Genomic DNA, 21,128 nt, shown 5'->3' on the forward strand with positions numbered 1-21,128 from the left:
ACGCCTCGCGCGGCGGTGAGCGGACCACCACGCCGCCGGACGGTACGGCCTATTCCGTACGGGCTGGTGACAACTTGTCAGCGATCGCGGACAGCCATGAACTGCCCGGTGGATGGTCCGCGCTCTACGAGCGCAACAAGAAGGTCGTGGGGGACGACGCGGACCTCATCCATCCTGGTCAGGTCCTCGATCTGGGCCGGCAGACGGAGTAGTTCGCGGCTTTTGCCGGGTTTGGCAAAAGTGAGACATGGGTCTCGTTGCCTTCCCGGCGTGTCCCCGCCATTCACAGAATCCATACCGCGCCCGACCTGCGGAAATATGACCAAACTACGGTCATAAACAGTCGACTTGGTTCAGAAGTCGGGGTTTGAACCACAACGAAGTTCGTGTTTAGGTCAGGACCGCTCGCCAAAGCGAGCCCTTCGCTCACACGCCGAATCCTGCCGGTGGGTCGAAGGCGGTCGACGCGCAAGCGCCGAAGGCAGGAGCGGGGGAACCAAGGTAGGCGCCGGCGAGATCCGCGACAGCGGACCGGACCGGCTTGGGGTGAAGCCACGTGCACCACGCACACGGCCGGGCAACTCACAGTCCGAACCCGACAGCTCACCTCGTAGGCGTCGGTGAGGAATACGCAGAATGCTGACCAACAAGGGCAAGCACCGCCGTCCGTCCAAGGCCGTCCGCGTCGCGACCCTCGCGGGTGTCGCAGGCGCCGCGGTGGCCGCCCCGCTGATGGGTGCCTCCTCCGCCAACGCCGCCTCCGTCGAGACCTGGGACCGGGTCGCCCAGTGCGAGTCCAGTGGCAACTGGTCGATCAACACCGGTAACGGCTACTACGGCGGCCTCCAGTTCTCCAACTCCAGCTGGGCCGCCGCGGGCGGCACCAAGTACGCCCCGCGCGCCGACCTGGCCACCAAGGCCCAGCAGATCGCCGTCGCCGAGCGCCTGCTCGCCATGCAGGGCCCGGGCGCCTGGGGCTGCGCCGGCAAGGGCGGCCTGACCGCCGGCGGCCCCGCCGCCAACGTCAACCCCTCCGCCGGCACCTCCAAGCCGCGCGTCCAGTCCGCGCCGCAGCAGAAGCAGCAGGCCCCGACCGTCCGCAAGGCCACCCCGGCGCCGCAGCGCAGCCACACCGCTCCCGCCCCGCAGCGCTCCATGGGCCACGGCAACTACACCGTCAAGGCGGGCGACACCCTCGCCAAGATCGCCAAGGCGCACGGCTCCAACTGGAAGACCGTCTACGCGAACAACAAGTCCGTGATCGGCGGCAACCCCAACCTGATCTTCCCGGGCCAGAAGCTCAACGTCTGAGTCCCGTCCCGCGAGCCAGCCCCGCACGGCGCAGCGTCCCCACGGCGCGCCGGGCGGGGCTTCTCCGTACCCTGGTCCCGGACACAACGGCGTGCCCTTCCCGAAAGCGCACCTTTCCCCGCTCGGCGAACAATGTCCCCATACGGCCCATGAACTGCGGCTTTGGGGCGTTCTTCGTTCCCGGGCGCGGGCCGAGGGCGAGCGGAGCGGCCCGAGGCCGTTAGGCTCGTGCTGCAGAACTCCAGAACCCCATGAAGGAGACAACGTGCCGTCCATCGACGTCGTCGTAGCCCGCGAAATTCTCGACTCGCGAGGTAATCCCACGGTCGAGGTCGAGGTCGGCCTCGACGACGGCAGCACCGGCCGTGCCGCCGTGCCGTCCGGTGCCTCCACCGGTGCCTTCGAGGCCGTCGAGCTGCGGGACGGCGACCCCAACCGCTACCAGGGCAAGGGTGTCGAGAAGGCCGTCCTGGCCGTCATCGAGCAGATCGGCCCGGAGCTCGTCGGCTACGACGCGACCGAGCAGCGCCTGATCGACCAGGCCATGTTCGACCTGGACGCCACGGACAACAAGGGCTCCCTCGGCGCCAACGCCATCCTGGGTGTCTCCCTCGCCGTCGCGCACGCCGCCTCCGAGGCCAGCGACCTCCCGCTGTTCCGCTACCTCGGCGGCCCGAACGCGCACGTCCTGCCCGTCCCGATGATGAACATCCTCAACGGTGGGTCGCACGCCGACTCCAACGTGGACATCCAGGAGTTCATGATCGCCCCGATCGGCGCGGAGTCCTTCTCCGAGGCCCTGCGCTGGGGCGCCGAGGTCTACCACACCCTCAAGAAGGTCCTCAAGGCCAAGGGCCTGGCCACCGGCCTCGGCGACGAGGGCGGCTTCGCCCCCAACCTCGGCTCCAACCGCGAGGCCCTGGACCTCATCCTGGAGGCGATCCGGGAGGCCGGCTACGTCCCCGGCCAGGACATCGCGCTCGCCCTGGACGTCGCCGCCTCCGAGTTCTACAAGGACGGCAAGTACCTCTTCGAGGGCGAGGAGCGCTCCGCCGCCCAGATGACGGAGTACTACGAGGAGCTGGTCGCGGCCTACCCGCTGGTCTCCATCGAGGACCCGCTGTTCGAGGACGACTGGGCCGGCTGGAAGGTCATCACCGACCGCCTCGGCGCCAAGGTCCAGCTCGTCGGCGACGACCTGTTCGTCACCAACCCCGAGCGCCTGGCCCGCGGCATCGAGGAGGGCTCCGCCAACGCCCTGCTCGTCAAGGTCAACCAGATCGGCTCGCTGACCGAGACCCTGGACGCCGTCGAGCTGGCCCAGCGCAACGGCTTCAAGTGCATGATGTCCCACCGCTCCGGCGAGACCGAGGACGTCACCATCGCCGACCTCGCCGTCGCCACCAACTGCGGCCAGATCAAGACCGGCGCCCCGGCCCGCTCCGAGCGCGTCGCCAAGTACAACCAGCTGCTGCGCATCGAGGAGATCCTCGACGACGCCGCCGTGTACGCGGGCCGCTCCGCGTTCCCGCGGTTCCGCCCCGCGCAGTAACACCGCCCGTACCTCCCGGTACGCCGCACGTCCACGCGTCCCCGGCCACGGTCCCGTACCGTTGCCGGGGACGGCTGCGCTGGTGACCCTCCCGGCAGCACCCGGGCGGGTGGCGCGGCACGGCGCGCCGTCCGGGGGCGTACGTTCGTACCGCAGACAAGCCGGCAAGCCAGGGGAGGCGACGTGACCGCGGACCGGTTCTCGACCGCGACCCGACTCAGAGCGTTCGGCGAACAGGCCGCCGCCCGCGTCCAGCGCGCCCGGCGGCCCCGCCGCAACCGCCTCACCGGCCGGGCCGCCCTGCTCGCCCTGGTGATGTGCTCCCTGATCGTCGCGCTCGCCTACCCGATACGGCAGTACGTCTCGCAGCGCTCCGACATCGCCGAACAGCGCCGCAAGGCCGAGGAGGCGGGCCGCGAACTCGACCGGCTGCGCGACGAGAAGGCCCGCTGGAAGGACCCCGCCTACGTCGAGCAGCAGGCCCGGCTGCACCTGCATTACGTCAGACCGGGGGAGACCGGCTACCTCGTCAAGGACGGCACCGGCACCGGCACCCGGCGGAACTCCGAGGCCGAGGAACGCCCCTGGTACAAGAACCTCTGGGACGGCATCGACTCCGCCGACAAGAAGTGACCACCCGTCCCCCCTGCCTCACCACACTGAAAGCGCCCATGGACACCCCTCCTCCCCACACCGAGCCCACCGCCCCCACCGCCGCGGACATCGCCGCCTTCAAGGAGCAGCTCGGCCGCCCCCCGCGCGGCCTGCGCGCCATCGCCCACCGCTGCCCCTGCGGCCAGCCGGACGTCGTCGAGACCGCCCCGCGCCTGGAGGACGGCACCCCCTTCCCCACGCTCTACTACCTGACCTGCCCGCGCGCCGCCTCCGCGATCGGCACGCTGGAGGCCAACGGCGTGATGAAGGAGATGACCGAGCGCCTGGCCACCGACCCGGAACTCGCCGCCGCCTACCGCGCCGCGCACGAGGACTACATCCGGCGCCGCGACGCCATCGAGGTCCTGGAGGGCTTCCCCAGCGCCGGCGGGATGCCCGACCGCGTCAAGTGCCTGCACGTCCTGGTCGGCCACTCGCTCGCCGCGGGCCCCGGCGTCAACCCGCTCGGTGACGAGGCGATCGCCATGCTGCCCGAGTGGTGGCGCAAGGGCCCCTGCGTCAGCCCCTGCGCCGACGCCGAGGGGGACGCCGAATGACGCGGGTCGCCGCCGTCGACTGCGGCACCAACTCCATCCGCCTGCTGATCGCCGACGCCGACCCGGCCACCGGGGAGCTGACGGAACTCGACCGCCGGATGCGGATCGTCCGGCTCGGCCAGGGCGTGGACCGCACCGGCCGGCTGGCGCCCGAGGCCCTGGAACGCACCTTCGCCGCCTGCCGCGAGTACGCCGACGCCATCGAGCGCCACGGCGCCGAACGCGTCCGCTTCGTCGCCACCTCCGCCTCACGCGACGCCGAGAACCGTGACGACTTCGTCCGCGGCGTCGTCGGCATCCTCGGCGTCGAACCCGAGGTGATCACCGGCGACCAGGAGGCCGCGTTCTCCTTCACCGGCGCCACCAAGGAACTCGCCGGACGCGACGACCTGCCGCGCCCCTACCTGGTCGTCGACATCGGCGGCGGCTCCACGGAGTTCGTCCTCGGCTCCGACTCCGTCCAGGCGGCCCGCTCGGTCGACATCGGCTGCGTCCGCATGACCGAACGTCATCTGCTGAACGACGGCGCCCTCACCGACCCTCCGACGCCCGCTCAGATCGCCGCCGTCAAGGCCGACATCACCGCGGCGCTCGACGAGGCCGAACGCACCGTCCCCCTCACCGACGCCCCCACCCTCGTCGGCCTCGCCGGCTCGGTCACCACCGTCGCCGCCCTCGCCCTGGGCCTGGACCGCTACGACTCCACCGCCATCCACCACTCCCGCATCCCCCTCACCCAGGTCCGCGACATCACCCACCGCCTCCTGGCCTCCACCCACACCGAACGCGCCGCCAACCCCGTCATCCACCCCGGCCGCACCGACGTCATCGCCTCCGGCGCCCTCGTCCTGCTGTCCGTCATGGAGCGGACCGGCGCCCAGGAGGTCGTCGTCAGCGAGCACGACATCCTGGACGGGATCGGCTGGAGCATCGCCTGACGGAGATCCGCGGGCCGAGATCCGCGGCCGACCGCGGTGAGGTGGCGCCCCAATGATGCTCCTGGGGCGCCGCTGATCGTCCGCGTCACGGCCTCCTCTCGGGTTCAGGGGCCGGTGCGGGCGCTGCCGGTGTGTGCAGGCGGGTGAGGCGTGCGGTTTCGTCGTCGCGGAAGGTGGTGACTTCGCGGCAGCGTTGGCTCATGACGAATTCGCCGAGGGTCATGCAGAGGTCCATGCGTTGGAGGCAGACGCCGATCATGAAGGGTCCGTCGGTGGCGCGGTACATGCGGACGCCGTAGTAGCCCTCCTGGCAGTCGTCGGCATTGTTGAAGCGGCAGTCGGCGCAGGTCTGCGGGAGGCGCACGGGGCGGATGCTCTTGGTGTAGAGCGTGCGGCCGTCCGGGAGGCGGTAGCGGACGCGCTGGTCGGAGGCGCCGGCGGTGATGATGCGGCGGACCGGTACCGCTCCGAGGTGGTCGACGACTTCTTGCATGGCGGCGAGGGACGCGCCGTCGTCCTCCAGGTTGACGAGCATGCGTACGGTGACGGTGCGCCCGTGCCGTTCGATGATGCGGAGTACTCGTGCCACGTGGTTGTGGTCGGGGATGACGATGTTCGCGGAGACCTTGACGCCGTGCGCCGTGGCGGTCTCGATCGTGGCGTCCAGTGCGGCCAGCTTGCGTGCTGCCAGTTTTGGTGAGGCGAGGCGCGGGGCTTGGACGGCGGCGAGTTCGTCGGGGGTGGTGCCGAAGACGGACAGGTTGACGCGGTCGAGGCCGGCCGCCGCGCATGTGGGCAGGACGGCGGCGCCGTTCTCGCCGTTGCTGGTGAGTCCGACGGTCAGGCCGAGGCGGCGGGCGATGCGGATGAGGCCGGGCAGGTCGGGGTGGAGGGTGGGTTCTCCGCCGGTGAAGTGGACTTCGTTGGTGGGCAGGCTGCCGCGGACGGCGGCGAGGGCGAGGGCGAAGTCGGAGTCGGCGGGGATGCGGGCTGGCAGGAAGCCGGCGCCGTTGGTCTTGAGGTAGATCGAGACGCGCCCGGAGCGGCCCGGGGTGCCGGTGAAGGCGTCGGCGGCGCGTCCAGCGTTGTCGGCGGTGACGGGGGTGCCTTCGTTGTGGCAGAAGGTGCAGGCGAGACCGCAGGCGTCGATGATCTTTACGCGTAAGGTGCGGTCCGGCCTGACCTCGACCGGCAGGCTGCTGAGGTCGTGCATGATGCCCTTCTTCCGTACCGGCGGGACGGACCCGGCCGGGGTGGACGCTGCCCTACGCGAAGCGCAGGTCGGCGATCGAGCCGAGGTCGATGCCGTAGCGGTCGTAGACCTTGGTGGTGTTGATCGCCGTCAGCCGGGCGGCATCGAATCCGAGCGCGTCGGCCGCCGCCCGCACCTGTGCCTCGTCATCGGCCTCGATCTCCAGGTAGGGAGGGATGCGGGGCCACTCGTCGATCTCCAGACGGACGGTCCCGAGGAGGAACGAGGTGCGCCGGTTCTCCTGGTAGCTCCGGTGCGTGATCCCCATGAGGCCGAGCAGCGCGTGGGTCTCCTCGAACGAACCGACGGTGGTTTCCGTCTCCCGCGTCCCGTCGATCCGGTCGGAGGAGATCTCCTTGACGCACAGGGTGGTGACGGTGCCGGTGTCCCGCAGGCGCACCCACCGGCCGGGGACGGCGGGGACCGTCTCGTAGACATACCGGCGCATGAGCCGGGACCCGGTGCGCAGGACGCCGCCGGCGTCGGTGATGAGCCGGGTGGTCTTCGCGAGGTCGATGTCCAGGACCTTCGCCTCGTACTCGATGGCGGCCATGGTTCTCCTTTGACGTGATTGCGGTACGGGTGTGAGGGCGATGCCACCACAGGGAGGGGAGCAGACGACTGCCCCTGAGACGGGAGCGAGCGTGAACTCGGCCCAGACGATCTTCCCGGGCCCGGAGCGCGGTGTGACTCCCCAGTCGTCGGCCAGGGCTTCCACGAGGACCAGGCCGTGGCCGTGGGGCTCGTCCGTGCTGGCGGCGGTGCGGAGGCGGGGCATTCCATCCCCGGCATCGTGCACCTCGATGCGCAGCCGGGTGCCGTCGATGACGGTCCGTACCAGGATGTTGCGTCCGGGCGGGCTGCCGTGCGCGAGGGCGTTCGTCGTCAACTCCGAGGTACACAGACGTACCTCTTCGACGCGGTCCTCAAGGCCGGCAGCGCGCATGACGCCGACGACGAAGGCACGGGCCGCACCTGCGGCCGTACGCCGTCGGCTGAACATCCGCTCTTTCGTCACATGCACGTCTACCTCGCCTCGTGGGGGCGGAGTGCTGACACGAGGCGCGTGTGTGCCTGCGTCGTGCTCTGTCTGCTGGGGCGGGTGCAACAGCGGGAAGGGAGGCTGCGAGGGCATGTAACCAGCCAACCGCTGTCGCTCGATGGTGTCGGGAGCCTGGGAGGGGGCCAACAAGGGGGCCAGAATGGGGGCCGGACGGTGTGCCGCAAGGGAGAGAGCACATGGGGCCGGAGGGCATCGGCGAACTTCTGGCGCGGCTTCGCGATGAGAGCGGAATGACTCATCAGCGGATCGCTGAGGAGATCAACGAACGTGATGGACGAGCGACCATCACGGGCAAGGAGATCAGCCGGTATCTGCGGGAGAAGCGCATCCCCACAGCACGGGTGCGCAGCTACCTCGCGGACGTGTTCGGGGTCGAGGCAGCTGTGCTCGACCGCGCCGCCGCGGTCAGTAGGCGGCGGCGGAAGGAGCCTTCGCCAACGCCGACCGTGCTCGTGCCGAAGGTGGGACAGCCACCGACGCGGAGGGGGCTTGCTGCCGATGCCGCCGAGGCAACCGAGTTCACGCGCTTCATCGCGGTCAGTAACACCAGCTCGGCAGCGCTTGAAGGGCTCCACGCCGACGTCACACGGTTGGCGCGCCACTATGTCAGCCACCCGCTGCCCGAGTTGTACGGGGAGATCGGTGACCTGAGGCGTGCCACGTTCGAGCTGCTGAAAGGTCGTCAGCGCCCGGTGGACACACATGAGCTGTACCTGCTCGCCGGGCATCTGTGCGGGCTCTCCGCGCATGTGTGCCTCGATGCCGGCGACTACGAATCCGCCGCGGCCCATTCGCGGGCCGCTTGGGCATGCGCCGACCTTGTCGGGCACAACGGTCTGCGGGCATGGGTCCGCGCGGTACAGTCCGTCATCGCGTTCTGGAACGGCGCTCCGCAGCAGGCAGCCGAGCTGGCCCGAGCGGGGCAGCGGTTCTCCGCTCCGGGCAGTATCGGTGCGCGACTGGCCGGCCTGGAAGCCCGGTCCTGGCGGTGGCAGGTGACCGGAGCGGTGCCGCGGTGGCTCTGGAGACCGCACAACGTCGGCGGGAGCAGTCCCAGGAAGAAGACGAATTCCCCGGCATCTTCAGCTTTCCGGTGGCCAAGCAGTTCGCCTATGCGGGAACCACCCATCTCGCCATTGGAGGACCATGCCATGTGCAATCGGCCATCACCAGCGCCGAGACCGCCGTACGCCTGTACCGGAGTGCAGACGGTGCTGATCAATCCGTAGGGGATCTGTTCGCGGCCCATTTGGACATAGCGCGAGGTCACATGAAGGCCGGCCACATCGAGGGGACTGAGGCCATGCTCGGGTTCGTTCTCGACGCCCGTCCCGAGAGGCGATCCGCGAGCATCGCGCGGCGGCTCGGCGAGATCAGTGTCGAACTTGGCTCGCCCGAATACCGTGGATCGACCCAGGTCTCACACCTGCGCGAACGACTCAAGGAGGTCGTCATGGCCCCAGCACTTTCGGCCGGGGGACAGGAGTGGCGCCCATGACCGGTCTGCCGACCGAGCCCAACGCCGTGACGGACCGTTCCATCCTTACCGGCAGCGCCTACCGGGACGAAAGGGACCTCGCCGCGCGGCAGTCCCTTTACGAGTGGCAACGGCCGAGTCATGACCTCCCTGGCCTGGTGGTCGAGGGCTTGGCCGATGTGCGAGGGGCCGTGGTCGACGTCGGGTGCGGCAACGGGAAGTTCCTCAAGCGCCTGAACGCGCAGCGCCCGGACCTTCACGTTCTGGGCCTCGATGTCTCGTCCGGCATTCTGGACGAGCTTCCGCGCCCGGTGGCCGTGGCGGACGCCGAACGCCTTCCGCTTTCCTCCCGGAGTGCCAACGCGGCACTGGCCATGCACATGCTCTACCACGTTGCCGACATTCCGCGGGCAGTGGCCGAGCTGGCCCGGGTTGTCGCCGACGACGGTGTCGTCATCGTGTCGACGAACAGCGAGCACGACAAGGCCGAACTCGACCGTCTGTGGGAGCGCGCCGCGGGCGATGTCCTCGGCATGGACCGCGGCCCGTCCCGGATCTCCCTCAGCGCACGATTCCCCTTGGAGAAGGCGCGTGGCTTCCTTGGCGCGGAGTTCGGCACCGTCGAGGTCATCGAGCTACCGGGTGTGATCGCGGTACCGACTCCGGACCCGGTGATCGCTCACATGCGGTCGTACCGGGCATGGGCGGCACAGCACGCCGTGCCCTTCGAAGCCACCATCGAGCGGGCGCGTGTGCTCGTCGCCGATCACATCGACCGCCACGGCGCGTTCGAGATCAACGCGCTCGGCGGCCTTCTGGTGTGCGGCAAGTAGGGGGACGGGACGGTGGAATCGCGCCTGGCCCGCCCCCTCGGCGTGCCTCGCCGGCTCGTCGTACCGCGCCCGTCAGGGCCGCCGCGAGGCCGGAGCCGAGGGCCAGGCCCCGGAGGAAGCCGGCGGGGAGGAGGGCGCCCGCGGCGAGCAGGGTGGCGCCGGTGGTCAGGAGGGTGATCGCCGATACTTCGGTCATGGTTCCATGACGCATGGCCCCAATATAAAGAGGCGGCACGGCGGGGTGATCATGGATTCGGGCGCCCTCGCGGGCTCCGGTGGGCGTGGTCCAATGTGCCCGTCCGGTCCCGTTCTTGGGTGGTGCCGGTGTCGGGCGAGGGGCCGTGCGGTCGCTCCGTGGGGCCCGCGCGACCCCGTAGGCAAAAAAAGTTCGTGAAATCCTTCACATGAAAAAGATGCCCGAGGGGTGAGGAAAGCGGCCGTTGGGCCCTCGTTCGAAGGTCTTAAGACCCTCGGGGCCCGGGAAAGCGCGGTGATTCCGTTGTCGGGGGTGTGGTTGCACGGCGTGTGGTCCAGTCGGCCGGGTGTTCACAATCCCTGATCACGGCGGGTGTCCAACGCGTTGAAGGGGGCGCTGGTTCCCGTGGCGGGGTATGGCGTCCGTCACGGGGCGGCGGAGTGTAGCAGATGCCCTTCCGATCCTTGTGAAGGGGCTCACGAGCGACCCCTTAAGAGGGGGTGGATACTCGATTGCATGAGCACCACGGAGCGTCCCAGGATCCTCGTTGTAGGCGGTGGGTACGTAGGCCTGTACGCGGCACGCCGCATCCTCAAGAAGATGCGGTACGGAGAGGCGACCGTCACGGTCGTCGACCCCCGGTCGTACATGACGTACCAGCCCTTCCTCCCTGAAGCTGCCGCCGGCAGCATCTCCCCGCGCCATGTCGTGGTCCCGCTACGACGGGTGCTGCCCAAGGCGGAGGTGCTCACCGGGCGGGTGACCACCATCGACCAGGACCGCAAGGTCGCCACGATCGCCCCGCTGGTCGGCGAGTCGTACGAGCTGCCCTTCGACTACCTGGTCATCGCGATGGGCGCGGTCTCCCGTACCTTCCCGATCCCCGGCCTGGCCGAGAACGGCATCGGCATGAAGGGCGTGGAGGAGGCCATCGGCCTGCGCAACCACGTCCTGGAGCAGCTCGACAAGGCCGACTCCACGACCGACGAGGAGGTCCGTCGCAAGGCGCTGACCTTCGTGTTCATCGGCGGTGGCTTCGCGGGTGCGGAGACCGTCGGTGAGGTCGAGGACATGGCCCGCGACGCCGCGAAGTACTACAAGAACGTCAAGCGCGAGGACATGCGGTTCCTCCTCGTCGACGTCGCCGACAAGATCCTCCCCGAGGTGGGCCCCAAGCTCGGCGCCTACGGCAAGGAGCACCTTGAGGGCCGCGGTGTCGAGGTCTACCTCAAGACCGGCATGGACTCCTGCGTGGACGGCCACGTGGTGCTGAACAACGGCCTGGAGGTCGACGCCAACACCATCGTGTGGACCGCCGGCGTCAAGCCCAACCCGGCGCTGGCCCGCTTCGGCCTGCCGCTGGGCCCGCGCGGTCACGTCGACACCGCCCCCACCCTCCAGGTGCAGGGCACCGACTACATCTGGGCCGCGGGCGACAACGCCCAGGTCCCGGACATGGTCGGCCGCCGGAACGGCAACGAGAACGCCTGGTGCCCGCCGAACGCGCAGCACGCGCTGCGGCAGGCCAAGGTCCTCGGCGACAACGTGGTGGCCGGTATGCGGGGCTTCCCGCAGAAGGAGTACAGCCACGCCAACAAGGGCGCCGTCGCGGGTCTGGGCCTGCACAAGGGCGTCGCGATGATCGTCGTGGGCAAGAGCAAGATCAAGCTCAAGGGCCGTCTCGCCTGGTACATGCACCGTGCGTACCACGGCATGGCCATGCCGACGTTCAACCGCAAGATCCGGGTCTTCGCCGACTGGACCCTCGCGATGTTCCTCAAGCGCGAGGTCGTCTCCCTGAGCGCCATGCAGAACCCCCGCGAGGAGTTCTACGAGGCCGCCAAGCCGGCCCCCAAGCCCGCCGCCTCGGCCGACGACAAGCCGAAGGCCAAGGCCAGCTGAGCCACCGGCCGGGGAGACCCGGCCGGCCCGAAGGGCGTCCGCCATCCGTGGGGCGGGCGCCCTTCGGCGTGTCCACTTCCGGAGCGCCGGGTGTTTTGCCGTTCCCTTACGGGTGAACGGGACTACTCCGGTGCCGGTTTGACGTTTACGTGCTGGGTGAAACTTCTGAGCCCGACTCGTCATACGGAGGTGCGCGACATGGCAGACGCCGCTGGACGGCTCACCCGCCTCGCCGAGGAGGTGCTGGGCGTCCCGCTTCCCGTGCGGATCAGGGCCTGGGACCACAGCGAGTCCGGCCCTCCGGGGGCACCCACCCTCGTCGTCCGCAACCGCCGGGCCCTGCGCAGGCTGCTGTTCAAACCCGGCGAACTGGGCCTGGCCCGCGCCTGGGTCGCGGGCGACATCGAGGTCGACGGTGATCTCTACGAAGCGCTCGACCTGCTCGCCGGACTGATCTGGGAGCGCCCCGAGGCCGCGCCCCGCCCGCAGCGCGCCACCGTCCTGCGCGCTCTGGCCCGCCCCGGGGTCCGCACCGCGGCCCGTGAACTCCTCTCCCTCGCCGGTACCCCGCTCCCGCCCGCGCCGCCCGCCGAGGAGGCCCGGCGCCGCCGCGGCCCGCTGCACACCCTGCTGCGCGACAAGGAGGCCATCAGCCACCACTACGACGTCGGCAACGACTTCTACGAGCTGGTGCTCGGCCCGTCGATGGTCTACTCCTGCGCCTACTGGGACGGCCCCGACGGCACCCTGGAGGACGCCCAGCGCGACAAGCTCGACCTGATCTGCCGCAAACTCGGCCTCAAGGAGGGCCAGCGGCTGCTGGACGTCGGCTGCGGCTGGGGCTCGATGGTGCTGCACGCCGCCCGGGAGTACGGCGTACGGGCCGTCGGCATCACCCTCTCCGAGGAGCAGGCCGGCTACGCCCGCAAGCGGGTCGCGGAGGCCGGGCTCGCCGACCGGGTCGAGATCCGGGTGCAGGACTACCGCGAGCTCCACGACGAGCCGTTCGACGCGATCTCCTCGATCGGCATGGCCGAGCACGTCGGACGCGTCCGCTACGCCGAGTACGCGCGGGTCCTGTACGCCCTGCTCAAGCCGGGCGGCCGGCTGCTCAACCACCAGATCGCCCGCCGCCCGCTCGCGGACGAGGAGGCGTACCAGGTCGACGAGTTCATCGACCGGTACGTCTTCCCCGACGGCGAGCTGGCGCCCGTCGGCCGGACGACGGGGGCGCTGGAGGACGCCGGGTTCGAGGTGCGGGACGTGGAGGCGCTCCGCGAGCACTACGCGCTGACGCTGCGGCAGTGGGTCGCCAACCTGGAGAAGAACTGGCGCGCCGCGGTACGGCTCACCTCCCCGGGACGGGCCCGGGTCTGGCGGCTCTACATGGCCGCGTCCGCGCTCTCCTTCGAGCGCAACCGCATAGGGGTCAACCAGGTGCTGGCCGTCCGCACCCCCGACTCCGGCGCCTCCGGGCTGGCGCTGCGGGCCCGCGACTGGCGCGGCTGACCGGCCGCACGAGGAGGGGCCCCGGGACCACGCGCGTGGTCCCGGGGCCCCTCCCGTAGGCGGGCGGCGCGATCACTCGGCCTTGATCGCCGCCAGCATGTTCAGCTTCGCCGCGCGGCGGGCCGGCCAGACCGCGGCCAGCACGCCGACCACCGCGGCCAGGGCGAAGAAGACGCCCATCCGGCCCCACGGCAGGACCAGCTCGTACGTCGTGAGCGAGGAGCTGATCAGCTCACCGGCGGCCCAGCCGAAGAACACCCCGAGCCCGATGCCGAGCACTCCGCCGAACAGGGAGATCACCAGCGACTCCAGGCGCACCATGCGCTTGATGCCGGAACGGTCCAGGCCGATGGCGCGCAGCATGCCGATCTCCTGGGAGCGCTCGAAGACCGACATCGCCAGCGTGTTGACGACACCGAGGACGGCGACGATCACGGCCATGGCCAGCAGCGCGTACAGCATGTTCAGGAGCAGGTTGACCGACTGGGAGATGCCCTCGGAGACGTCCTCCTTGTCCTGGACGGAGATCGCCGGGTTCTTGCCCAGCGCGTCGATCAGCTTGTCCTTGGTGGCCTCGGTGGCGCCGTCCTTCGTCTTGACCATCACCTGGAGGTCGCTGACGTGCTTCTGGTGCGTGCCCAGGACGCTGTTGTCGACGATGATCTGCTGGAACATCTCGTTGCCCTTGAAGACACCCGAGACGGTCAGCGTCCCCTTCTTGCCGTCCTCGAACGTCACGGGGACACGGGAGCCGACCTTCCAGCCCTGCTTCTTCGCCGTTTTGCTGTCGACGACCGCCTTGCCGTCGGCCAGGCCGGCGAGGGAGCCGGAGGTGAAGTCGAGGCGGGACAGCTCACCGAAGGCCGCGCCGTTGACGCCGGTCAGGAAGTGGGTGTCGTCATCGATGGTGGCGGCGGAGCTGCGCAGCGCGCTGGAGGCGGTGACCTCGTCCAGGGCGGAGAGATTCTTCTCCACCTCGGGGGAGAGCGGCGTCATACCGACCATGGACACGACGTAGTCGGCCTTGAGGGAATCCCTCGCCATCTTGTCCACGCCCTTCTGGACGCTGCTCCCGATCACCGTCAGACCGGTGATGAGGGTCAGGCCCACCATCAGGGCGGAGGCGGTGGCCGCCGTACGGCGGGGGTTGCGTACCGCGTTCTGCCGGGCGATGGTGCCCGCGATGCCGAAGGCGCGGAGCGCGGGACCGGCGAGGGCGATCAGCGGACGGGACAGCAGCGGCGTCAGGACGAACACACCGATCAGCAGCAGCACGGCGCCCAGGCCCATCACGCCCTTGCCGTCCTTCATGCCGGTGGCGACCAGGACGGCGGCGACACCGGCGCCCGCGAAGAGCGCGCCGATGGTGTTGCGGACGACCAGCGACTTGGTGGTGGCGGTGGCGTGCACGCTGTTCATCGCGGCGACCGGCGGGATCTTCGCGGCGCGGCGGCCCGGCAGCCAGGCGGCCAGCACGGTCACGCCGACACCGACCACCAGCGCGGTCAGGACGGTGGAGACGGAGACGACCAGCGGGCCGTCGGGAACGATCGCGCCGGTGCCGCTCATCAGGGCGCGCATTCCGGCGCCGATGCCGACACCGATGGCCAGACCGATGACGGCGGCGATCGCGCCGACGACCATGGCCTCGATCAGCACGGAGCGGGTGACCTGGCGGCGGCTCGCGCCGACCGCGCGCAGCAGCGCCAGCTCCTTGGTGCGCTGGGCGACCAGCATGGTGAAGGTGTTGGCGATGAGGAAGATGCCGACGAACAGCGCGATGCCGGCGAAGCCCAGGAGGCCCGTCTTCACGCTGTCCATGCTCTTCTCGGTCTGCTCGGCGTCGTCGTCGGCGAGCTGCTTGCCGGTGGAGGCGTCGGCGCCCTTGGCGGGCAGCACCTTCTCGATCTCCGAGAGCAGCGCGGCCTGCGAGGTGCCCGGAGCGGCCTTGACGTGGATCTCGCTGTAGCGGCCGGGGCCGGTGAACAGCTTCTGGGCGGTGGCGTCGTCGAACAGCGCGAGGCTGCCGCCGGCCGTGACCGCGCCGTCGTCGGTGGTGAAGATGCCGGTCAGCCTGGTCTCGCGGACCGGTCCGTCGAAGGAGACGCGGACGGTGTCGCCGACCTTGTAGCCCGCCTCGTCGGCGGTCCGGGAGTCCAGGGCGAGCTGGCCGGTGCCGTGCGGGGCGCTGCCCTCACGCATCGGGTAGCGGGCGTCCTTGCCGTCGGCGCCCGGGTAGTAGTTGCCGCCGCGGGTGGAGAACCCGTTGCCGATCAGCTTGCCGTTCTTGTCGGCGATGGCGGTGAAGCCGGTGACCGTGCCGGAGGCCGACGCGGCGCCGGGCACCTTGGCGGCCTTGTCGAGCAGCTTCCGGTCGAGGGAGGGACGGGCGCCGGGGCCGGACTGGGAGCCGTCCGGCTGGATGGCGACGTCGACGCCGGCGTAGCCCTTGAGGGCACTGTCGCGGAGGGCGCCGGAGATGGTCGAGGTGAAGACCAGGGTGCCGGAGACGAAGGCCACGCCGAGCATCACGGCGAGGACGGTCATCAGCAGCCGGGCCTTGTGCGCGAGCACATTGCGCAAGGCGGTACGGAACATGGGTGTGTCAGTCCTGGAGAAGAGGGGCGAAGTGCGGTCGGCTGCCGGGGGTCAGCTGGTGCGTCCCTTGGCGTCGAAGCCCTTCATCCGCTCCAGCACCTTGTCGGCGGTCGGGTCGGGCATGTCGTCGACGATCCGGCCGTCCGCGAGGAAGACCACGCGGTCCGCGTAGGAGGCGGCGACGGGGTCGTGGGTGACCATCACGACGGTCTGGCCCAGTTCGCGTACGGAGTTGCGGAGGAAGCCGAGGACCTCGGCGCCGGAGCGGGAGTCAAGGTTGCCGGTGGGCTCGTCCGCGAAGATGATCTCGGGCTGGGAGGCCAGCGCGCGGGCGACCGCGACGCGCTGCTGCTGGCCGCCGGAGAGCTGGCTCGGGCGGTGCTTGAGGCGGCCGGAGAGGCCGACGGTCTCCACGACGCGGTCCAGCCAGGCGCGGTCCGGCTTACGGCCCGCGATGTCCATGGGCAGGGTGATGTTCTCCAGCGCGGTGAGCGTGGGCAGCAGGTTGAACGCCTGGAAGATGAAGCCGATCTTGTCGCGGCGCAGCTGGGTGAGCTTCTTGTCCTTCAGGCCGGTCAGCTCGGTGTCGCCGATACGGGCGGAGCCCCCGGATATCGTGTCCAGCCCGGCCATGCAGTGCATCAGCGTCGACTTGCCGGACCCGGAGGGGCCCATGATCGCGGTGAACTGGGCCTGGTGGAACTCGACGGACACGGAGTCGAGCGCGATGACCTGGGTGTCGCCCTCCCCGTAGACCTTGGTGAGTTCCGTGGCGCGGGCGGCCACCGCCGTGGCGTAGCTGGCAGAGGGGACGCCGAAGTGGGTGGTGGTCACGGGGTGGGGCTCCTGTCGGGACGTGCGGTCCGCCGGAGGGCGCGAGGCCGGATTCCGACGGTGGCTCAATGGGCCGTGTCATGCGGACCCTTCCATCGTCGCCACGGAAACCGGCCCGCACGTCAACCCGTGTGACCGTCCTGGGCCCAGTCCTGGGGCGTAGCCGTCAGCCACGCGGTCATCCCTGGGGATGAGAGGCCGCCTGACGAAAGTCGCCCGCGGGTACGGTGCGCACAGGAGCGCGCCGGAGCGTCGAACAGAGGTCGACTTTCCGTCAATCCGGGCACGTGCCGTGAGACGGGGAGGGTTGACGAAGGGACGCCGCAGGCGTGTGACAACGGCCCCTGACCGGTCCTGACGCGCCCTCAGCTGCCAATAAAATAAGACAACCTCGGAATCGCGTCCCGATGCCCGAGGGACACCGCGGGCTACGCTCGTCCTGCCCCCTTCAGGGGCGGCATGGGGGGACCCAGGCCCGGATGGTGGAATGCAGACACGGCGAGCTTAAACCTCGCTGGCCCTCGGGCCGTGCCGGTTCAAGTCCGGCTCCGGGCACAACTCACCGGGGAGTGTACCGGTGGTTCAGTTCAAAACGAAATGACGGATTCCGGGGGAACGGGCGGGCGGAATTGGGCCCGAGGCCCCTTTCTCTTGCCCGAAGCGGAAGCGTCTCAGTGGCGGCCCGGCATGTCACGCCGCACTGTGACCCATAGCCCCAGCGACAACAGCACCGCACTGCCGAACCAGGCGACAAGGCCCGAGACGGGCGCCGAGTGCGGCCGCGCATCCGCCCCGTACCCGAACGTGGCCACGGTCAGGGCGTACAGGACGGGAGGGGCGGTGGAGGCGTGGGGGCCCAGGACGGTCCGGCCAGGACGTCGAGAGCGCGCCGGAACCCAGCGTTCTGCGCCGGGTCCAAGCCTGCCGTCGGCTCGTCCATCAGCACGAGTTCCGCCTCGTGCACGAGCGTCGAGGCGATACCGACCCGGCGCAGCTGGCCGCCGGAGAGCTCGGCGGCGGACCGCTCGGCGAGCTTGCCCAATCCCACCCGGGCGAGGGCGCCGGGTGCTGCGTCCCAGGCCCGCGCCCGGCTCATCCCCTTGAGCCACCCCGCGTAGGCGACCTGCTCACGTACCCGCATCCCGGGCAGGGGGCGGATGTCCTGGGGCATCCAGCCGACCCGCCGGCGGTACTCGCGCAGCCGGCGGCGGTCCGTCGTCCGCATGCCCGCGAAGCGCACCGCGCCGGCCGACGGTGCGACGGCAGAGGCCGCCAGCCGGAGAAGCGTGGTCTTGCCCGCCCCGTTGGGGCCCAGCAGGACCGTGCGGCCTCGCGGAAAGGTGAAACAGAGGCGGTCGACGACCTGCCGTCCTTTGCGATGACGGTAGGAACAGTCGGCGAACTCGACGGGCACGGAGCGGAGACTCTTCTCTCGGGGCACTCACGGGGGTGGGGCCGGGGGCGTGGAAAACCCCTCCCCGTTTCACCTGATGAGGTGTAAGTTTTGCATTTCCTTCACATGTGCCGATTCCCGTCGAGGGTCCCGGACGGGTGACCTTCCCCACTCCGCGTGGTGTGCCGCGTGTCTTCCCCGGGGAGGGCGGGGACGGGTGGAGGCGGGGGCGGAGCCGTAAGGGGCGGGCCCCGGGAGGCGAGGGGGCGTCAAGGCCGTGTCAACGGGCGTGGTTCTCCGGGCACCTTTTCCGGGGGTTGCGCGTACTCCTCGTAGCGTAGATATCGCCCCGGAAAATCGGGAAAGATCGTGCTCAAGAACTAGCGACGCGTCTTTGCCAAGCCATTACTCTTGTGGGAAGGCCGCGCAGGGCGGCCATGGAGGAGTGAGATGAGGAGCAGCAACCCGGTCTTCACGCGTCGGGGGTTCAGCCGCGACACCGGCTACGCGGGCTTCAACGCCGCGCCGCAGGCCGGGGGCCCCGCCGCGAACCCTTACGCCGGAGCGAACCCGTACGCCCAGGCGCCGTACGCGACCGAGGCACCGCCGCAGTACGTTCCGCAGACCCGCCCGATGACGATGGACGACGTCGTGGCGCGTACCGCCATGACGCTCGGCACCGTGATCGCGGGCGCCACCGTCGGCTGGCTGTTCCTGACCGAGCACCTCGGCTTCGCCATCGGCGCCGGCCTGGTCGCGATGGTGCTGGGCTTCGTCCAGTCCTTCAAGAGCAAGCCGTCGCCCGCGCTGATCCTGGCGTACGCGGCGCTGGAGGGCGTCTTCCTCGGCGCGCTCAGCGGCTTCCTCAACAGCATGCCCAAGATGCAGGGCGCCCCGATGCAGGCGGTGCTCGGCACGATGGCGGTCTTCGTGACCATGCTCATCGCCTACAAGACGCGCATCGTCCGGGTCACCGCCCGCTTCACCCGCTTCGTGGTGATCGCGGCCATGGGCTTCGTCATGCTGTCGATGGTCAACATGCTGTTCATGGTCTTCGGCGGCGGTGACGGCCTCGGCTTCCGCAGCGGCGGCCTGGGCATCGTGTTCGGCCTGGTGGGTGTCGTCCTGGGCGCGCTGTTCCTGGCCCTGGACTTCAAGCAGGTCGAGGACGGCGTCGCCTACGGCGCGCCGCGTGAGGAGTCCTGGCTGGCGGCGTTCGGCCTGACCCTGACGCTGGTGTGGATCTACATGGAGATGCTGCGACTGATCTCCATCCTGAGGGACTGATCCGGCGCCCCGGCACCACCGGGGCACCGGACGACCGAAGGGCCCGCGGGACATCCCGCGGGCCCTTCGGCGTTCCGTGGCGCTCAGCGTTTGCGGGCGGCGCGCCTGAGCCCGTGTTCGTGCACGATCGCCTTGGCGTGCCCGTACGCGAGCTGGTGCTCGCCGCGGAGCCAGCTGACCCTTTCGTCGAAGCGGAGGAGGGCGGGTCCCTCGTCCAGGGTGCGCAGCCATTCGGAGACTTCACGGCCGGTGCAGCGGGGGATACGGGAGAGCAGATTCCGGTGGGTCTCTTCGGAGATGTGCGACATCGGCGCCTCCGGACACCTTCGTTGCCGGTTCTTCCGCACACCGTGCCCCAGCGTTCGCACGTTGGCAACCACCCGTGGCAGATGCGCGGCGGCCGTCGCGGCACCCCCGCGCGGACGCCGGGGACGGGCCGGGCCTCTCCGCCCGCTCCCGTCGGGACGGTGGTGCCGGGGGTGCGGAGCTTGCGGGGGCGAGGGTGGGGGATGGGGGAGGCGCAGGTCAGGGGTGGTCCGTGGGGTGCGGGAGCCGGGCCGTGCGCGGTGGGGGCGTACGACACGGTGGCGGTCGCCGGGGTCCACGGAGGCGGGCCCGGTCCGTTGGGGTGCGTCGGACGGGGCGGGTGGTGCGTGGTGGGGTGTCTCCGGTGCGCCGGGCGGGATGGCCGGGGGAGGCGGGCCGTGCGGCCTGGTTCGGCCGGAATGTGACGAACGGTCGGGTGCCGGGCGGAGGGCCCCAAGGCCGTATCGGGCGGGCGCCGGTCCGCTCCCGGGGAGCGGTTAGGCTCGTACCGTGCTTGATGTGACGCCCTTGCAGACCGCCGTGGACGCCTTCGCCGATCGTCTGCGGGCGCTGCCGCAGAGCACCCTTGGCCGGGGCGCCGCCGCCGAGGCGCTCGCCCTCGCGCGGGAGCTGGCGCACCGCGCGCAGCGCGTCGAGGACCCCGACCGGGAACCGTACGAGCTGCCGGACGCCGGCATGTTCGCCGTCGGCGACCAGCTCGCCGTGGCCGGGCACGACCTGGCCGAGGCCCTGCGCACCGCGCCCGAGGACCGTGCCGGGGATCTCGCGGAGGCCGTACGGACGGTGCGGGAGACGGCGGCGCGCTGGTAGCGGAGAGGTGGTCGCTCCGCGGGCCGGGCGGGGTCACCACCCCGGGTCAGCGGGAGGCGATGACGCGGTCGGCCAGGATGTAGACGCTCTCCTGGCGGGCCTCGCCCCAGGCGAAGGTCAGCGCGTACGCGCCGGAGATGCCGGAGCCGCCCAGCAGGACCGGCACGTGCCCGGCGCCCAGCGCGGTCGCGACGCGCTCGGAGGTCTCGCGGTGGCCGGGGGTCAGACAGAGCGTCGTACCGTCCGTGAAGACATAGACGTCCAGGGTGCCCAGCGGGCCGGGGCGTACGTCCGCCACCGGCACGGCGTCCACCGCCAGCCGCTCCAGGCGCGCCACGGTGGTCTCGTGGTCGCCGATGACGGGGGCGGGCGTGAAGTCGGGGTGCGAGGGGTGGCGGCGGCGGGCGGCGGCCAGCTCCGCGGCCTCCCCCTCGTCGGCCGTGTCCCACTCCGGCGCGTCCAGGGCCTCCAGCGCCTCCACGGACTCCAGCGTGCCCATCGGCTCGATCACGTCCGGGCCCAGCAGGGGCTCCAGACCGGCCAGGTCCGCCTGGCGCGGCAGGAACGGCAGACTGTCCAGCCGCTCGGCGTCGGACAGGTCGCGCCGCTCGGTGCGCGCGTCCGCCGGGCCGTCG

Annotated in this window: 18 protein-coding genes, 1 tRNA gene, 2 pseudogenes and 1 riboswitch; of the genes and pseudogenes, 13 read left to right on the forward strand and 8 right to left on the reverse strand. The window is 70.5% G+C overall.

Going from position 1 to position 21,128, the window contains the following annotated elements; all coding sequences use genetic code 11:
- The 6 genes from AC51EU_RS13615 to AC51EU_RS13640 all read left to right on the forward strand — a co-directional run.
- A partial coding sequence (locus AC51EU_RS13615) for a LysM peptidoglycan-binding domain-containing protein (protein WP_496267146.1) occupies positions 1-212 on the forward strand: 212 nt, incomplete at its 5' end.
- A 251-nt stretch (positions 213-463) separates the two neighbouring features.
- Positions 464-632: riboswitch (cyclic di-AMP (ydaO/yuaA leader) on the forward strand.
- 4 nt (positions 633-636) lie between these two features.
- Positions 637-1,311, forward strand: a complete 675-nt coding sequence (locus tag AC51EU_RS13620; RefSeq protein WP_496267147.1) for a transglycosylase family protein — start codon at positions 637-639, stop codon at positions 1,309-1,311.
- A 265-nt stretch (positions 1,312-1,576) separates the two neighbouring features.
- Positions 1,577-2,863: a phosphopyruvate hydratase gene (gene eno / locus AC51EU_RS13625; protein WP_496267148.1), complete on the forward strand. Its 1,287-nt coding sequence runs from the start codon at positions 1,577-1,579 to the stop codon at positions 2,861-2,863.
- Between the two features lie 183 nt (positions 2,864-3,046).
- Positions 3,047-3,496 carry an FtsB family cell division protein gene (locus AC51EU_RS13630; protein WP_496267149.1) on the forward strand — a complete coding sequence of 150 codons (450 nt, stop codon included), beginning with the start codon at positions 3,047-3,049 and terminating at the stop codon, positions 3,494-3,496.
- Between the two features lie 38 nt (positions 3,497-3,534).
- The gene (locus tag AC51EU_RS13635; RefSeq protein WP_496267150.1) at positions 3,535-4,074 is read left to right on the forward strand and encodes a DUF501 domain-containing protein; all 540 of its coding nucleotides are present in this window, start codon (positions 3,535-3,537) and stop codon (positions 4,072-4,074) included.
- Positions 4,071-5,012: a Ppx/GppA phosphatase family protein gene (locus tag AC51EU_RS13640; protein ID WP_496267151.1), complete on the forward strand. Its 942-nt coding sequence runs from the start codon at positions 4,071-4,073 to the stop codon at positions 5,010-5,012. The genes AC51EU_RS13635 and AC51EU_RS13640 overlap by 4 nt, the downstream gene beginning before the upstream one ends.
- A gap of 85 nt (positions 5,013-5,097) precedes the next feature.
- Here the strand turns inward: AC51EU_RS13640 and AC51EU_RS13645 are convergent, their stop codons facing one another.
- The 3 genes and pseudogenes from AC51EU_RS13645 to AC51EU_RS13655 all read right to left on the reverse strand — a co-directional run.
- A complete protein-coding gene (locus AC51EU_RS13645; RefSeq protein ID WP_496267152.1) occupies positions 5,098-6,225 on the reverse strand; it encodes a radical SAM protein in 1,128 nt (375 codons plus the stop codon).
- 52 nt (positions 6,226-6,277) lie between these two features.
- Positions 6,278-6,817, reverse strand: coding sequence for an adenylate cyclase (locus tag AC51EU_RS13650; RefSeq protein WP_496267163.1), 540 nt, complete (start codon positions 6,815-6,817; stop codon positions 6,278-6,280).
- Between the two features lie 102 nt (positions 6,818-6,919).
- Positions 6,920-7,399: pseudogene (locus tag AC51EU_RS13655) on the reverse strand (ATP-binding protein); the annotation flags it as partial.
- 104 nt (positions 7,400-7,503) lie between these two features.
- On the opposite strand from AC51EU_RS13655, the gene AC51EU_RS13660 reads away from it, so the two are divergent.
- From AC51EU_RS13660 to AC51EU_RS13675, 4 genes are all read left to right on the forward strand, one after another.
- Complete coding sequence (locus AC51EU_RS13660) at positions 7,504-8,556, forward strand: helix-turn-helix domain-containing protein (RefSeq protein WP_496267153.1); 1,053 nt, start codon at positions 7,504-7,506, stop codon at positions 8,554-8,556.
- 265 nt (positions 8,557-8,821) lie between these two features.
- On the forward strand, positions 8,822-9,637 hold the full coding sequence (locus AC51EU_RS13665; protein WP_496267154.1) for a class I SAM-dependent methyltransferase: 816 nt from the start codon (positions 8,822-8,824) through the stop codon (positions 9,635-9,637).
- Between the two features lie 712 nt (positions 9,638-10,349).
- Positions 10,350-11,735, forward strand: a complete 1,386-nt coding sequence (locus tag AC51EU_RS13670) for an NAD(P)/FAD-dependent oxidoreductase (RefSeq protein ID WP_496267155.1) — start codon at positions 10,350-10,352, stop codon at positions 11,733-11,735.
- A 198-nt stretch (positions 11,736-11,933) separates the two neighbouring features.
- Complete coding sequence (locus AC51EU_RS13675; protein ID WP_496267156.1) at positions 11,934-13,244, forward strand: class I SAM-dependent methyltransferase; 1,311 nt, start codon at positions 11,934-11,936, stop codon at positions 13,242-13,244.
- 72 nt (positions 13,245-13,316) lie between these two features.
- Here the strand turns inward: AC51EU_RS13675 and AC51EU_RS13680 are convergent, their stop codons facing one another.
- Both AC51EU_RS13680 and AC51EU_RS13685 read right to left on the reverse strand, forming a co-directional pair.
- On the reverse strand, positions 13,317-15,842 hold the full coding sequence (locus AC51EU_RS13680; RefSeq protein WP_496267157.1) for an ABC transporter permease: 2,526 nt from the start codon (positions 15,840-15,842) through the stop codon (positions 13,317-13,319).
- Positions 15,843-15,893: 51 nt separating this feature from the next.
- Positions 15,894-16,676, reverse strand: coding sequence for an ABC transporter ATP-binding protein (locus AC51EU_RS13685; protein ID WP_496267158.1), 783 nt, complete (start codon positions 16,674-16,676; stop codon positions 15,894-15,896).
- Between the two features lie 473 nt (positions 16,677-17,149).
- On the opposite strand from AC51EU_RS13685, the gene AC51EU_RS13690 reads away from it, so the two are divergent.
- A tRNA-Leu gene (locus AC51EU_RS13690) sits at positions 17,150-17,231 on the forward strand.
- A 259-nt stretch (positions 17,232-17,490) separates the two neighbouring features.
- On the opposite strand, the gene AC51EU_RS13695 is transcribed toward AC51EU_RS13690, so the two are convergent.
- On the reverse strand, positions 17,491-18,090 hold the full coding sequence (locus AC51EU_RS13695; protein WP_496267159.1) for an ATP-binding cassette domain-containing protein: 600 nt from the start codon (positions 18,088-18,090) through the stop codon (positions 17,491-17,493).
- 429 nt (positions 18,091-18,519) lie between these two features.
- Here AC51EU_RS13695 and AC51EU_RS13700 point away from each other — a divergent pair, with 429 nt between their 5' ends.
- Positions 18,520-19,356, forward strand: coding sequence for a Bax inhibitor-1/YccA family protein (locus AC51EU_RS13700; RefSeq protein WP_496267160.1), 837 nt, complete (start codon positions 18,520-18,522; stop codon positions 19,354-19,356).
- 83 nt (positions 19,357-19,439) lie between these two features.
- Here AC51EU_RS13700 and AC51EU_RS13705 read toward each other — a convergent pair whose 3' ends face one another.
- Complete coding sequence (locus AC51EU_RS13705) at positions 19,440-19,664, reverse strand: DUF4287 domain-containing protein (protein ID WP_496267161.1); 225 nt, start codon at positions 19,662-19,664, stop codon at positions 19,440-19,442.
- 508 nt (positions 19,665-20,172) lie between these two features.
- Here AC51EU_RS13705 and AC51EU_RS13710 point away from each other — a divergent pair.
- Complete coding sequence (locus tag AC51EU_RS13710) at positions 20,173-20,493, forward strand: hypothetical protein (protein ID WP_496267162.1); 321 nt, start codon at positions 20,173-20,175, stop codon at positions 20,491-20,493.
- A gap of 46 nt (positions 20,494-20,539) precedes the next feature.
- Here the strand turns inward: AC51EU_RS13710 and AC51EU_RS13715 are convergent.
- Positions 20,540-21,128: pseudogene (locus AC51EU_RS13715) on the reverse strand (hypothetical protein); the annotation flags it as partial.

This window comes from Candidatus Streptomyces philanthi (assembly GCF_059553635.1).

Bases quoted from the DNA above. Each gene is read 5' to 3' on its own strand.
- AC51EU_RS13620 (WP_496267147.1), top strand. From the start codon at position 637: ATGCTGACCAACAAGGGCAAGCACCGCCGTCCGTCCAAGGCCGTCCGC.
- AC51EU_RS13635 (WP_496267150.1), top strand. From the start codon at position 3,535: ATGGACACCCCTCCTCCCCACACCGAGCCCACCGCCCCCACCGCCGCG.
- AC51EU_RS13640 (WP_496267151.1), top strand. From the start codon at position 4,071: ATGACGCGGGTCGCCGCCGTCGACTGCGGCACCAACTCCATCCGCCTG.
- AC51EU_RS13645 (WP_496267152.1), bottom strand. From the start codon at position 6,225: ATGCACGACCTCAGCAGCCTGCCGGTCGAGGTCAGGCCGGACCGCACC.
- AC51EU_RS13650 (WP_496267163.1), bottom strand. From the start codon at position 6,817: ATGGCCGCCATCGAGTACGAGGCGAAGGTCCTGGACATCGACCTCGCG.
- AC51EU_RS13660 (WP_496267153.1), top strand. From the start codon at position 7,504: ATGGGGCCGGAGGGCATCGGCGAACTTCTGGCGCGGCTTCGCGATGAG.
- AC51EU_RS13665 (WP_496267154.1), top strand. From the start codon at position 8,822: ATGACCGGTCTGCCGACCGAGCCCAACGCCGTGACGGACCGTTCCATC.
- AC51EU_RS13670 (WP_496267155.1), top strand. From the start codon at position 10,350: ATGAGCACCACGGAGCGTCCCAGGATCCTCGTTGTAGGCGGTGGGTAC.
- AC51EU_RS13675 (WP_496267156.1), top strand. From the start codon at position 11,934: ATGGCAGACGCCGCTGGACGGCTCACCCGCCTCGCCGAGGAGGTGCTG.
- AC51EU_RS13680 (WP_496267157.1), bottom strand. From the start codon at position 15,842: ATGTTCCGTACCGCCTTGCGCAATGTGCTCGCGCACAAGGCCCGGCTG.
- AC51EU_RS13700 (WP_496267160.1), top strand. From the start codon at position 18,520: ATGAGGAGCAGCAACCCGGTCTTCACGCGTCGGGGGTTCAGCCGCGAC.
- AC51EU_RS13705 (WP_496267161.1), bottom strand. From the start codon at position 19,664: ATGTCGCACATCTCCGAAGAGACCCACCGGAATCTGCTCTCCCGTATC.